Here is a 13,770-nt window from a genome sequence, read left to right on the forward strand (position 1 = left end):
GGGACCACCAGTGGTGTCGTTGGGGCCGCTCTGTCTACGCTCCTTCCGCCGTGTGTATAGGGCACGCGGCGGAAGGAGCAATCTGGAATGGTACGGAAGATCAGGGCGAAGCTGGTGCTCCAGCTGCGCGCAGAAGGTCTGTCGGGGCGAGCGATTTCGTCCTCGCAGGGCATGTCCCGCAAGTCCGTGAGGGCGGTGTTCGAGGCCGCTGACGCTGCAGGGATCGGGTGGGGCGATATCGCGGACGTCGCCGATGAGCAGGTGTATGCCCGGTTGTTCCCGGGCCGGGGCGAGCACGAGAGCGTGTTCGCACAGCCGGACTGGGAACAGGTCCATCGAGAGATGGCCAGGGTCGGCGTGACGCTGAAGCTGTTGCACGGCGAGTACTTCGACGCGACCACGGCGGCTGGGGATCCGGCGATGGGGTATGACCGGTTTTGCCGCACCTACCAGCACCACGTCATGGTCACCGGTGCCGCTTCGAGAGTCGGTCACAAGGCCGGCCAGAGCGTGGAGGTCGACTGGTCCGGCCCCACGATGGAGCTGGCCGATCCGGTCACCGGCGAGGTCTCGAAGGTGTTCTTGTTCGTTGCCTGCCTGCCTTTTTCTCGTTACGCGTTCTGCTTCCCGGCGCTGGATATGCGCCAGGAGTCCTGGCTGCGAGCGCACGTAGCGATGTTCGAGGCGCTGGGCGGGACGGTCCCGAGGATCGTTCCGGACAACCTCAAGACCGGTGTGGTGAAGCACCCCCGCGAGGGCGAGATCGTCCTGAACGATGCGTATCGCGAGATGGCAGCGCATTACTCGGCGGCGGTGCTCCCGGGGAGGGTGCGGAAACCGAAAGACAAGGCGAGCGTGGAGAACACCGTCGCGCACGTCGCGACCTGGGTCATCGCCGGGCTGCGGGATCAGCGATTCACGTCCCTGCCCGAACTTGCAGCCGCCATCGGGCAGCGGATGGAGGCCTATAACGCGGAGCCGTTCCAGAAGCGGCCCGGATCCCGCGCCAGCGTGTTCGACGCGGAGGAGCGGCCGCTGCTGACGCCGCTGCCGGCGGTGCCCTACGAGATCTCGACATGGCACTACGGACGACGAGTGGGCAGGAACGGGCACGTCACGTTCGCGCGGAACTTCTACTCCGCGCCGTTCGCGCACATCGGCGCGAAGGTCGATCTGCGCATCACGGCCCGGACGCTGGAGATCTATCAGGGCAGCCAGCGACTGACCAGTCACCTGCTGCTCCCGGAGACCGCGAGCAATGAGTACCGCACCAACGACGCGGACCTACCTGCGGGCGAGCGTTTCCAGGCCTGGGACGCGCAGAGGGTGCGGGCGTGGGCAGATCGGGTCGGGCCGGCCACGGTGATCGTGATCCAGCGGATCTTCGAGTCCGTGCCGATCGTGGAACAGGGCCTGGATCCCGCGTTGGCGGTGCTACGGCTCTCTCGCCGCTTCTCCGTAGATCGGGTCGAGGCGGCCTGCGCACTCGCGCTGACGGGACGGGTCCGTTCACCGCGCTATGCGCATCTGCACCCGATCTTGGCCACCGGGCAGGACAAGGTCGCCGCCCTGCGTCCACCCCGCGAGGAACCCGCGGAAGACGGCGGATACGTCCGTGGCGCCGACTACTACGCCGGAGGTGTCCGGTGAGCGTGATCGATAACGACACGAAGCGGAAGCTGCGCGAGATGGGCGCGACCGCGCTGCTGGACGCGATCGATGCCCAGGATGAGGCTCACGTGCTGGGGATGTCGTTCCAGGAACGGCTCCAGCTGATCGTGGACGAGGCGCATTCCATCTTCAATCATGGAAAGGTCGAGGGTCTGATCCGCCGGGCGGGGCTGCGTTATCCCGGAGCGGACCTGCGGCGGCTGGATCTGGTCGAGGAACGGGGACTGAACCGGAACGTGATCGCGCAACTGGCAACCTGCTCCTTCATCCAGCGGCAACAGAACGTGGTCTTCCAGGGCTTCACCGGCTCAGGGAAGTCCTACCTCGGCTGCGCGCTGGCGAAGCAGGCCTGCCAGCACCGGCTCCGAGCCCACTACATCCGAATGCCCGACCTCGAAGAGGCCTGGGCCCTGGCAAAGGACAAGCCGCAGGGCCAGACGAAGTTCCTGCGGAAGTACTCCACGTTCTCGCTGCTGGTGATCGACGAGTGGCTGCTGGACCATCCTGACGAGGGAATGCGTTCGATGCTGCTGGAACTGCTCGAGCGCCGCTATGACACCGGCTCGACCGTGTTCTGCACCCAGTACCCGAAGAAGGACTGGCACGCCCGGCTCGGTGGAGCAGTCCACGCCGATGCGATCATGGACCGCATCGTGCACAACACAATCTGGATCGACACCGGCGACAGGAACATGCGAGAACACACCGCACTGCCCCAGTGACCCGATGCCGGCGGGAGCCAGTGGTCCCCACCGCGGCGGCTACTGGCCCCCGTCGGCACGATCGGCGGTCCCCAAGAGCAAGATTCGGTGGCTCCCACGACTACGAATACTCAGCTACGACGTGGACGAGATCCTCGGTGCCGCTCACGAGTACTTCGAGGCCACCGGCCGTCGCGTGAGCATCGAGTACGCCCTGATCCGCGACATCAATGACCAGGCCCATCGGGCCCAGCTGCTTGCCGACAGGCTGATCGCCCACGGCGGTGCCCACTGGATCCACGTCAACCCCATCCCGCTGAACCCGGTGAAGGGCTCGAAGTGGACCGCCTCGGACCCGATGGTGGAGAAGAAGTTCGTGGAGACCCTGCGCGACAACGGCATCTCCGCCACTATCCGCGACACCCGCGGCTCCGACATCGACGGCGCCTGCGGGCAGCTCGCCGCCGAGGTCATCGAGACCGACGAGCACCGCGCGGACCGCGAGGCACGCGTGGCACGCGTGGAGGCCGTCGCCTCCCGCCCCGAATGACCGCTGCCGCCTGCACGATGCCCGGCCCCCACGCCGCTACAGTGGGACCGCGACCCCGCCGAGGAAGGACCCACTGGTGAGCACATCGTTCGAACGCGTCTCGCGCTTCAGCGTCGGCTACGACACGCATGAGGTGGACGAGTTCCTCTCGCGCGCCCGCACCGCCTACGAGGGGCGTGACGCCGGGTTCTCCGGCAGCGACATCGCCTCGGCCAGCTTCAGGACCGAGCGCGGCGGCTACGACATGCGTGTGGTGGACGAGGCCCTGGACCGTCTCTCCGACGCCTTCGCCCTGCAAGCCCGCGACGATGCCATCGCCGAGCGCGGCGAGGAGGCGTGGGTGGCGGAGCTGACCCGCCGCGCCGAGTCCCTCAAGGAGCGCCTGGAGCGCCCCGCGGGTGAGCGCTTCTCCCCGGCCGCTGACGGCGAGCCGGCCTACGACCGCACCGACGTGGATGCTCTGTGCGATCAGCTGATCGCCTACTTCACCGAGGGCCACCCGATGAGCGTGGACGACGTGCGCCGCGCCGCGTTCCGACGCCGCCGCGGGGCCGACGGGTACCGCGAGGCCGTGGTGGACGTGTACCTCGACCACGTCGCGGACGTGATGGCCTCCGTGCCGTGACCCTCGTCCCTGCCCGTCGCCTGGTGCTGCTGGGCTCCACCGGTTCGATCGGCACGCAGGCCCTCGAGGTCCTCACGCGCTACCGCGACCTCGCCCACCTGCACGGCATCGCCGTGGGCGGCGGACGCCCCGAGCTCGTGGCCCAGCAGGTGCTGATGCACCGCCCCGAGCGCGTCGCGGTGTCCGATGCGGAGCGCTCGGAGACCGTCGAGCAGGCCGTCGGCACCGCCTGCCGCGATGCCGGGATCGCCGTCCCGCAGCTCGTCGCCGGTGCTGACGCCGTGGTGGACCTGGCAGGATCGCTGGGCCCGGATGATGTGGTCCTGAACGCCGTCACCGGCTCCGTCGGCCTGCTGCCCACACTGGCGGCGCTGGATTCCGGGGCACGCCTGGCCCTGGCCAACAAGGAGTCCCTGGTGGTCGGCGGTGCCCTGGTCACCGCGCGCGCTGCCGAGGGGCAGATCCTGCCGGTGGACTCCGAGCACACCGCGATCGCCCAGGCCCTGGCCGGGGTGCGGCCGGACCAGGTGGACCGCCTGGTGGTCACCGCCTCCGGTGGCCCCTTCCGCGGTCGCAGCCGTGAGGAACTCGCTCAGGTCACACCCGAGCAGGCCCTCGCCCACCCCACCTGGGCGATGGGCCCGGTGATCACCACCAACTCCGCCACCCTGGTCAACAAGGCCCTCGAGGTGATCGAGGCGTGCTTCCTGTTCGACCTGCCCGAGGACCGCGTGGACGTGGTCGTCCATCCGCAGTCGATCGTGCACTCCATGGCCACGCTCGTGGACGGGTCCACCATCGCCCAGGCCAGCCCACCGGACATGCGCCATGCCATCGGCTGGGCCCTCGCGCACCCCGAGAAGCTGCCGCACCTGGCCGCACCGCTGGACTTCTCCACCGCCCAGTCCTGGACCTTCGAACCGGTCGACGACGCCACCTTCCCCGCAATCGAGGTGGCTCGCGCCGCCCACCGTGCCGGAGGCGGCGCGATGGCCGTGATGAACGCCGTCAACGAGGAGGCCGTCGCGGGTTTCTTCGCCGGTGACCTGCCGTTCCTGGGGATCGTGGGGACCATCCAGGATGTGCTGGCTGATCCTGCCCGCCCCCGGGTGGAACCGGCCGACGGCGTCGATGCGCTACTGGACCTGGAGCGCTGGGCCCGCGAGGCCGCACGCGAGAGCATCGCCGCCCGGACCCGCACCCCCTCGGGGACGGCCGCTGGTCAGCCCGCTGCCTCCGAGCCGGCCCCGGGGGGGCGCGACTGATGGGCGTGGCCCTGTTCGTGCTCGGTGTGCTGATCATCGGGTTGGGGCTGGCGGTGTCGATAGCCCTGCACGAGATCGGGCACCTGGTGCCCGCCAAGGCCTTCGGCGTGCGCGTCACCCAGTACATGATCGGCTTCGGGCCCACCATGTGGTCCCGCACCCGTGATGAGACCGAGTACGGCGTCAAGGCGATCCCCCTGGGCGGCTACATCCGCATGATCGGCATGTACCCGCCGCATCGCGGGGACGCCCCCGGCACCGTGCGCGAGGACTCCACCGGGTTCATCCAGCAGATGTCCCAGGAGGCCAAGGAGTACGAGGCCGCCCAGTACGACCCCGCCGAGGCCCACCGCACCTTCGTCTCGCTGCCGGTGCACCGCAAGATCATCGTGATGCTGGGCGGGCCCGCCATGAACCTGCTGCTGTCGGTGCTGCTGATCGGGGTGCTCGCCCTCGGCATCGGCCTGCCGGCGGTGACGCCCACGGTGCAGTCCGTCTCCGAGTGCGTGCTGCCGGCCGACGCCCCGGCGGGCACCGACTGCGAGGGTCGACCCCCGGCCCCCGCGATCGCCGCGGGGATCCGCCCGGGCGACACCCTGCGTGAGATCGACGGGCACGAGATCCGCCGCTGGGAGGACGTCACCACTGCCGTGCGCGCCGCCGGGGACCGCACCGTGAGCGTCGTCGTGGAGCGCGACGGTGAGGAGCTCACCCTCCAGGCCACCCCGATCGTCGATGCCCGCCCCGTGCTGGACGAGGACGGCGCGGTGGTCCGTGATGCGTCCGGGGCGATGCTCACCGAGCAGGTGGGCTTCCTGGGCGTCGGAGGCACTCCGGACCTGGTACGCCAGTCACCCGCGGTGGTGCCGGAACTGGCCTGGTCCACGTTCTCCCAGACCGCGCAGCTGGTGATCGCCCTGCCCGCGCGCCTGGTGGATGTGGCCAAGGCGGCCTTCGGATCCGAGGAGCGCGACCCCAACGGCCCCATCGGCGTGGTCGGCGTGACCCGCCTGGCCGGGGAAGTGGCCTCCGCGGACCAACCCGGCTTCGAGCTGCGTGAGAAGACCGGCACCATGATCTCGATGCTGGCCTCGCTGAACATGGCCCTGTTCGCGTTCAACCTGCTGCCGCTGCTGCCGCTGGACGGTGGGCACGTGGCCGGGGCGCTGTGGGAGGGGATCCGTCGCTTCATCGCGCGCCTGCGCGGAAAGCCGGACCCCGGGCCCGTGGACATCTCCCGGATGCTGCCGCTGACCAACGTCGTCGCGATCGTGTTCCTGGTGATGACGGTGCTGCTGCTGTACGCGGACATCGTCAAACCCATCCGGCTGTTCCCGTAGCGCGCTGCTCCAGCAGCGCCTCGAGCCGCGTCCATCCCGCCGGATCCGCCCACCCTGAGTGACCGCGCCGACGTGGAGGTGCGGTGGAGGTGTCGCACGCCCCTCGCCATCACCGCCCATACCCAGGCGCGCGCCGCCATAATGGGACGGTGACTTCAGTGAGCCTCGGCATCCCGTCCGTCAAGCAGCCCCCGCCCGTCCTCGCGCCCCGGCGGAAGACCCGCAAGGTGCGCCTGGGCGACATCCACGTGGGTGGGGACGCACCGGTCACCGTGCAGTCGATGACCACCACCCCCACGCATGACATCAACGCCACCCTGCAGCAGATCGCGGAGCTGACCGCGACCGGCTGCGACATCGTGCGCGTGGCCTGCCCGCGGCAGGAGGACGCCGACGCCCTCAAGGCGATCGCCGCCAAGTCCCCGATCCCGGTCATCGCCGACATCCACTTCCAGCCCAAGTACGTGTTCGCCGCGATCGAGGCCGGCTGCGCCGGTGTGCGCGTGAACCCCGGCAACATCCGCCGCTTCGACGACCAGGTGAAGGACATCGCCAAGGCCGCGAAGGACCACGGCACCGCCCTGCGCATCGGCGTGAACGCCGGCTCCATCGACCAGCGCATGATGAAGGGTGACCGCGTCACCCCGGAGGCCCTGGTGGCCTCCGCCGTGTGGGAGGCCAGCCTGTTCGAGGAGCACGACTTCCACGAATTCGGCATCTCCGTCAAGCACAACGACCCGGTGATCATGGTGGAGGCCTACCGCCAGCTCTCCGAGAAGGGCGACTGGCCCCTGCACCTCGGTGTCACCGAGGCCGGCCCCGCCTTCCAGGGCACCATCAAGTCCTCCATCGCCTTCGGCATCCTGCTGGGCGAGGGGATCGGCGACACCATCCGCGTCTCCCTCTCCGCCCCGCCGGTGGAGGAGGTCAAGGTGGGCAACCAGATCCTGCAGTCGCTGAACCTCAAGCCCCGCAAGCTCGACATCGTCTCCTGCCCCTCGTGCGGCCGCGCCCAGGTGGACGTCTACACCCTGGCCGACGAGGTCACTGAGGGGCTCAAGCACCTCGAGGTGCCGCTGCGCGTGGCCGTGATGGGCTGTGTCGTCAACGGACCCGGTGAGGCCCGTGAGGCCGATCTCGGTGTCGCCTCCGGCAACGGCAAGGGCCAGATCTTCGTCAAGGGCGAGGTCATCAAGACCGTCCCCGAGGCGGAGATCGTCGAGACCCTGCTGGCCGAGGCCAACCGCATCGCGGCCGAGATGGAGGCCGCCGAGGCGGGCGGGACCCCCTCGGTCTCGGTGGGCTGATCCAGGTCATGTTCCGGCGCGGGGCGAAGGTGCGGCCACTGCGCCACACCGCCTGGGACGCGTCCCTCGCCCTCGCCCGGCGCGACCCCTTGGTCAACGCCCTGGGCGGCGCCCGGCTGGTGGAGATGGCCCGGGCCGGCGCCCTGGGTCGGGAGTTCCAGATCACCGGGGAGGACCATGCCCCCCGCGGCATCCTGTGGGACGGCGTGAACCTCTCCCCGCTCAGCGCATCCGCTGACGCCATCGACCACTTCGGTCGGTACGCCGCGCCCCGACCGCGCCGCGCCAGTTCCGTGGTGGGTGAGCGCCGGGCCGTCGAGCAGCTGTGGACCCACCTGGAACCCCTGTGGTCCGGTGAGGTGCGCGAATACCGCTGGAGCCAGCCGCTGCTGCTCGCCGACGCCCACGTCCCCGCATCGGGCGGTGTGGGCCTGCGCCCGGCGCGACCCACCGAGGTCGAGCAGGTGTTCCCCGCGGCCGTGGCGATGTTCCGCGAGGAGGTGGGGGTCGATCCCCTGCGGGGGGACGGTGGCCGTGGGTACCGCGGCCGGGTCGCGGAGCTCATCCGCCAGGGCCGCACCTATGTGGTGATCGACGGCGACCAGGTGGTGTTCAAGGCCGACGTGGGCGCCCTGTTCGCGGACGTCGCCCAGATCCATGGCGTGTGGGTGGCGCCCTCGCACCGTTCCCGCGGCCTGGGCCGTGCAGCGATGGCGGAGCTGGTCACCCTGGTGCGGCGCGACCACGTGCCCCAGGTGTCGCTGTACGTCAACGACTTCAACGAGCCGGCCCGCCGCGCCTACGCCGCGGCCGGCTTCCACCAGGCCGCGGAGCTCTCGACGATCCTGTTCTGACCCGTGCACCGGATCCTCGGATCGATCCGCTGACCTGGCCGTCCTGGTCAGAGTGCGTCGATGGCCAGCAGCACGTTGGCGGCGGTCCACGCCAGCGGGGCAACCTCGGCCGGGCGGCCGTCGAACAGCACCTTCTCCGGCAGCGATCCAGCGTCGGTGCGATGGTCACTGAGCCATCGCAGCACCTCGGTGGCCTGCTCGTGCTCACCGCTCCGGGCGAGCCCCAGGGCCAGCAGGCTGGTCGACGGGGTCCAGCTGACCCCGTCCTGCCGCCAGGACGCGCCCGGTGCGATGCCACCGCCAGGTCGTGCCAGGTCCGAGCGGAGGGATCGCAGCTGCCGGGAAGGGATCACGTCGTGCATGCCGGTGGCATCGAACAGGGCGAGCGCGGAGTCGGCACCCCCACCGGTGCGGTATCGCTGGTACCCGTGGGCGCCGAAGCTGCCCCGCAGCAGGGTGGTGAAGTGCTGTGCGGCATCGGTGAAGGCCTGCTCGGAGGTGAGGTCCGCTGCCGTGCGCAGCCCGCGCAGGGTCGTGGCCATCGTCCACAGCGTCACCTGCTTCTCGGGCAGCTCCCAGTAGTCGGGGCCGGCCGGTGGCAGCGAGCAGCCGTTCCCCGTGGTCTGCAGCAGCAGGGGACCGGAACGCTCCACCAGGGCGGCCAGTGACGCGGCGAGCTCCTCGCGCTCGGCCGAGGCGGCGGAGGCGAGCACCTCACCAGTCGCCCACAGCAGCAGCCCGGTGCCGTCGAACTGACGCGTCCTACGATCGGGGCTGTGTCCGGTGGCGAGGTCGTAGCGGGCTTCGAACCAGCCGTCCTCTCCCTGCAGCGACTGCAGGTGCTGCAGCGTCGCAAGGGCACGGTCCATCAGTCCCACCCGGGCGAAGGCCACGGCGCAGAAGGCGGCGTCGCGGGGCCACACGTACCTCCAGGACCGGCTCCACCCGGCCACCGGCGCGGGCAGCGCCTCCGAGAGCACCCACAGGTCCAGCAGCGCGGTCGATGCCAGGTCCCGCAGCTCGGCAGGGACTGTGGACAGCCAGTCCTCCGCCTCCGCCATGTACTCCTCGGCGGAACGGGCCACAGGGGCAGAAGGGGGGATGCCCCGCACCAGTCGGGTGCCGGGCTGCAGATCCACCGCAGGTACCCCGCCCCCGCGTGCGACCGGTGCGCCGGGGGCGGCGCCACCGGTGACGGACGGGCGGGACTCCTTGACGCCGACCAGGACCCGTTCGCCGGCCCCGTCGAAGGCGACGGTCTGCGACCACAGGCCGATCACGGTGCGGGGATCCGTCCCCGCCCGGGCGGAGCCGAGAACGCCCGCCCCGGTGCCGAGCAGCCCGGCCGCTCCCAGCGCACCCGTTCCCCACAGCACGGCCCGGCGGCTGGGGGCGTGCCTGCCTGCACCGCCGGACGACGGGGTGCGGGGACGGCCCTGCGGGTCGTGATGAGGAGCGTCGGAGCTCAGAGGGTCCTCCGTGGCGGGAGACGCGGTGATCGACGCCTGGTGCACCGACCGCTTGCTCCCTCCATGGTTGCACGACGGGAATGCAGGCGTGGGATCGACGCGGGCGAGGCTAGCATGGACCCGGCTCCGTCCGCCGTACCGAAAGGCCTGCCCCATGATCCGTCTGTCCTCCTCGTTCGTCCGCACCCTGCGCGAGGACCCGGCGGATGCCGAGGTCGCCAGCCACCGCCTGCTGGTGCGCGCCGGTTACATCCGCCGCAGCGCCCCCGGCGTGTACACCTGGCTGCCGCTGGGCCTGAAGGTGATGCGCAAGGTCGAGCAGATCGTGCGGGAGGAGCAGGACGCCATCGGCGGCCAGGAACTGCTGTTCTCCGCACTCCAGCCGCGCGAGCCCTACCAGGCCACCGGCCGCTGGGATGACTACGGCCCCACCCTGTTCCGCCTGCAGGACCGCAAGCAGGCCGACTACCTGCTGGCACCCACGCACGAGGAGATGTTCACCCTCACGGTGAAGGACCTGTTCTCCTCGTACAAGGACCTGCCCACCATGCTGTACCAGATCCAGACCAAGTTCCGTGACGAGGCCCGGCCCCGTGCGGGCCTGCTGCGGGTGCGCGAGTTCATCATGAAGGACGCCTACTCCTTCGACATCGACGACGCCGGGCTCGACGTCTCCTACGAGAAGCAGCGCGGCGCCTACCAGCGCACCTTCGACCGCCTGGGCCTTCCCACCGTGATCTGCCAGGCCGACGCCGGCGCGATGGGCGGCTCCCGCTCCGAGGAGTTCCTGCACCCCACGCCCGTGGGGGAGGACACCTTCGTGGTCTCCGACGGCGGCTACGCGGCCAACGTCGAGGCCGTCACCACCCTGCCCCCGGAAGCACTGAGTGAGCAGCAGATCGCAGCCCTGCCCGCGATGCACGTGGAGGACACCCCCGGCGCCTCCACCATCGCCGCCCTCACCGACTTCTCCAACCAGGCATTCCCCGGCAAGGGCCCCCGCACCGAGACAGGGGAGTGGACCCGCTACGAGATGCTCAAGCACCTCGTCTACATGCTCACCCTGCCCGATGGCTCCACCGAGCCGCTCGTGATCGCGATCCCCGGTGACCGCGAGGTCGACGAGAAGCGCCTGGAAGCCGCCGTGTCGCCGGCCGTCGCCGCGCCCTTCACCGAGGAGGACTTCGCCGCCACCCCGGCCCTGAAGAAGGGCTACATCGGCCCCGAGGGGCTGGGCCTCGAGGGTGCCTCCGGGATCCGCTACCTGGTGGACCCGCGGGTGGTTCCCGGCAGCTCCTGGGTGGCCGGCGCCGGCGAGAAGGACAAGCACGTCTACGACCTGGTGTACGGCCGGGACTTCACCGCCGACGGCACCATCGAGGCCGCCGAGGTGCGCGACGGCGATCCCGCTCCCGACGGCTCCGGCCCGCTGCGCCTGACCCGTGGCATGGAGATGGGCCACATCTTCCAGCTGGGACGCAAGTACGCCGAGGCCCTGGACCTCAAGGTCCTCGACGAGAACGGCAAGGCCCAGGTGGTGACCATGGGCTCCTACGGCATCGGTGTCACCCGCGCGGTCGCGGCGATCGCCGAGCTGCACCACGACGAGAAGGGTCTCGTCTGGCCCCGCGCCATCGCCCCGGCGGATGTGCACCTGGTGGCCACAGGCAAGGACCAGGCCGTGTTCGAGGAGGCCGAGCGCATCGCCACCGCGCTGGAGGCCTGTGGCCTCACCGTCATCTACGACGACCGGCCCAAGGTCTCACCCGGCGTGAAGTTCAAGGACGCCGAGCTGCTGGGCATGCCCACCATCGTGGTGGTGGGCAAGGGCCTGGCCGCGGGCACCGTCGAGGTGCGCGACCGCGCCAGCGGCGAGATCAACGAGGTCTCCCCGCAGGACGTCGTGGATGCGGTGACCGAGCAGGTCCGCTCCGCCTGAGAGCCCCCGATCCACGGATGACCGGCCGCTGACCCTCGTGGGCACGGCCGGTCATTCCTCGTCCGGCAGTCCCTCCGGCGCCAGCGACGGCAGCGGGTCCAACCGTCCGACGAGACCGGCCAGCACCCCTGCCTCGGTCAGTGCCGCCTCGATCGACAGCGCTCGCCGCTCGAACGGTGCCGCCCCCACCAGGGCCACGTGCGCCACCAGCAGCGCGTCGGCCAGCATCGTCGGTAGCTGCGCGGCGGTCCCGGGGTCGGGCGTCCCTCCGGGCAGGGCGTACACCGCCTGCCGGGGCACCGTGGGTGCCCCGTCCTCCTCGGCGATCGTGTGCAGCGACTCCGCGCGGGTGCGGTGGGCGCTCATCGCCGTGAGGTGGCCCTCGCGCTCGCTGCCCTCGGTGCTCGCGGCGAGCACCTCGTGCACGTAGGCCGCGTACCACTCCTCCTGCTGGGCGGTCTCGATGTACGCGTGGTAGTCGGACTCCGCGCCGATCGACGGCGGGTCCTGCGAGGGGACCGGCCGTGTCGGCTCGATGCTCTGTGCTGGTGGCGGGGCGGGGACCTCACCCTGACCGCTCGCGGCCCGCAGGCGCAGCGCGGCCCAGGTGGTGTGGGCGCCGATCGCGCACACGGGGCGGGCGAGCGACCCGGACACCTGCCGGGCGGCGTCCACGCACAGGTCGCGCAGCTCCACCAGCACGCCCACCAGGCCGGCCACGTCGGAGGGCACGTGGGTGGGTGGGGGAGGAGGGTCCAGGTGCGGGTCCGGGTCCTCGGCCTGTTCGCTCTCCCGGCCCAGCTGAGCGCCGGTCAGCAGGGCAGTCCGCTGCACCGGCAGGCTGCTGGACAGCTCCGCCAGGGCATCGGCGACACGGACGTCGAGAACTGGCGGGGCATCGCCTCCCCCCGCATCACTCGCTCCGCCCCCGTCGCTCGGTGCACCCCCGGAAGCAGGGGGCCGCAGCTGTTCCACCGCGGCGTTCGCCCGGTCGATGAGCATCAGCAGATCGGTGCGGTACAGGTCGTCGATCCCGGGCGGGGGAGGGGTGTACGTGGGCGGCTGCCCCAGCTGGACCGGCCCGCAACCGGCGGCCGCGAGCACGCCGGCTCCGGCCAGAGCCAGGATCGTGCGCCGGGAGACCGAGGAGGACCTGCGGCTGCGTCCCGACCCGAGTGCAGGCACTGACTCAGCAGGCACCGAGTCAGCAGGCCTGACGACAGCGCAGGAGGGCACGGGGCGGAGGGACGGGTCGACGGGCACGAGGTGATTCTCGCATCGAGGGATGCCGCTGGTGCCTGGGAGCGCCGGGTCGTCGCCTCGCGGGAGGGCGCATCGGGGCCGGGGCCACTATCCTGGGACATGCCCCGCCCCGCGCCCCGGCGGCGGGCTGACAATCGAGCGACGACCGTCGGGTCCGTGGAGAAGGGGGAACGAGCGATGAGCGCGTCCGAGCAGCACCCTGAACTGCGAGAGGTCGCCGGAGGGATCCTGGAGCGCTTCGGCCTGGTCCTGGACGACCTGGTGGTGCGTCCCCGCAACGGCACCACGGAGGTGCGCCTGGTGGTGGACCTGCCCGAGCACCGCACCGGCAGCGCCGACCTGGACACCGTGGCCGAGGCATCCAGCGCCATCAGTGAGCAGATCGATGCCGACGACTCCCTGATCGGCCCCGGCCCCTCGGTCCTGGAGGTCACCACCCCCGGTGTGGACAGGCCGCTGACCACAGCCCGCCACTTCCGCCGCGCTCGCGGCCGACTGGTCCTGCTGCGCACCGTCGACGGCGCCGAGCACCGGGCCCGGGTGCTCGCCGTGGACGACGACGAGATGCTCCGGCTGCGCCAGGAGCCGGGCACCGACGAACGCGGCCGCCCCCGCCGCATTCCCAAGGGCACCCCCGAGCAGCTGAGCATCCCCCTGACCGAGGTGGACTCCGCACGCGTGCAGATCGAGTTCGACCCGCCCGCGGACCTCGAGCAGCTGCTCGCCGACGACACCCCTGCCGACGCGGACGGCCCCGAGCCGGACGCCGCACCGAAGGAGAGCTGA

Annotated in this window: 11 protein-coding genes and 1 pseudogene; 10 read left to right on the forward strand and 2 right to left on the reverse strand. The window is 70.9% G+C overall.

Features of this window, described 5'->3' with window-relative positions; translation table 11 throughout:
* Nucleotides 1-87 precede the first annotated feature (87 nt).
* From istA to JOD52_RS03790, 8 genes and pseudogenes are all read left to right on the forward strand, one after another.
* Entirely contained in the window at nt 88-1,650 is a 1,563-nt protein-coding gene (gene istA, locus JOD52_RS03755; protein WP_204408388.1) for an IS21 family transposase, read from the forward strand.
* Nucleotides 1,647-2,393 (forward strand): ATP-binding protein, encoded by a 747-nt coding sequence (locus JOD52_RS03760; protein WP_338124028.1) that lies wholly within the window; start codon nt 1,647-1,649, stop codon nt 2,391-2,393. The genes istA and JOD52_RS03760 overlap by 4 nt, the downstream gene beginning before the upstream one ends.
* 115 nt (nt 2,394-2,508) lie before the next feature.
* Nucleotides 2,509-2,922, forward strand: a pseudogene (locus JOD52_RS03765) (23S rRNA (adenine(2503)-C(2))-methyltransferase RlmN); the annotation flags it as partial.
* A 76-nt stretch (nt 2,923-2,998) separates the two neighbouring features.
* The gene (locus JOD52_RS03770) at nt 2,999-3,547 is read left to right on the forward strand and encodes a DivIVA domain-containing protein (protein ID WP_204408834.1); all 549 of its coding nucleotides are present in this window, start codon (nt 2,999-3,001) and stop codon (nt 3,545-3,547) included.
* Nucleotides 3,544-4,812, forward strand: coding sequence for a 1-deoxy-D-xylulose-5-phosphate reductoisomerase (gene dxr, locus JOD52_RS03775; RefSeq protein ID WP_204408835.1), 1,269 nt, complete (start codon nt 3,544-3,546; stop codon nt 4,810-4,812). The genes JOD52_RS03770 and dxr overlap by 4 nt, the downstream gene beginning before the upstream one ends.
* A complete protein-coding gene (locus tag JOD52_RS03780) occupies nt 4,812-6,152 on the forward strand; it encodes a M50 family metallopeptidase (protein ID WP_204408836.1) in 1,341 nt (446 codons plus the stop codon). Before dxr ends, JOD52_RS03780 begins: the two co-directional genes overlap by 1 nt.
* 149 nt (nt 6,153-6,301) lie before the next feature.
* Entirely contained in the window at nt 6,302-7,459 is a 1,158-nt protein-coding gene (ispG, locus tag JOD52_RS03785; protein ID WP_031306968.1) for a flavodoxin-dependent (E)-4-hydroxy-3-methylbut-2-enyl-diphosphate synthase, read from the forward strand.
* Between the two features lie 8 nt (nt 7,460-7,467).
* Entirely contained in the window at nt 7,468-8,313 is an 846-nt protein-coding gene (locus tag JOD52_RS03790) for a GNAT family N-acetyltransferase (protein ID WP_204408837.1), read from the forward strand.
* Nucleotides 8,314-8,360: 47 nt separating this feature from the next.
* Here JOD52_RS03790 and JOD52_RS03795 read toward each other — a convergent pair whose 3' ends face one another.
* Complete coding sequence (locus JOD52_RS03795; protein ID WP_204408838.1) at nt 8,361-9,827, reverse strand: glycoside hydrolase family 15 protein; 1,467 nt, start codon at nt 9,825-9,827, stop codon at nt 8,361-8,363.
* 109 nt (nt 9,828-9,936) lie between these two features.
* On the opposite strand from JOD52_RS03795, the gene JOD52_RS03800 reads away from it, so the two are divergent.
* On the forward strand, nt 9,937-11,721 hold the full coding sequence (locus JOD52_RS03800; protein ID WP_204408839.1) for a proline--tRNA ligase: 1,785 nt from the start codon (nt 9,937-9,939) through the stop codon (nt 11,719-11,721).
* A gap of 51 nt (nt 11,722-11,772) precedes the next feature.
* Here JOD52_RS03800 and JOD52_RS03805 read toward each other — a convergent pair whose 3' ends face one another.
* Complete coding sequence (locus JOD52_RS03805; protein WP_204408840.1) at nt 11,773-12,825, reverse strand: DUF4439 domain-containing protein; 1,053 nt, start codon at nt 12,823-12,825, stop codon at nt 11,773-11,775.
* A gap of 336 nt (nt 12,826-13,161) precedes the next feature.
* Between JOD52_RS03805 and JOD52_RS03810 the strand changes: the two genes are divergently transcribed.
* Nucleotides 13,162-13,770: a ribosome maturation factor RimP gene (locus tag JOD52_RS03810; protein ID WP_017822787.1), complete on the forward strand. Its 609-nt coding sequence runs from the start codon at nt 13,162-13,164 to the stop codon at nt 13,768-13,770.

Origin of the sequence: Brachybacterium muris (assembly GCF_016907455.1) — a bacterium.
In the GTDB taxonomy this organism is placed as follows: domain Bacteria; phylum Actinomycetota; class Actinomycetes; order Actinomycetales; family Dermabacteraceae; genus Brachybacterium; species Brachybacterium muris.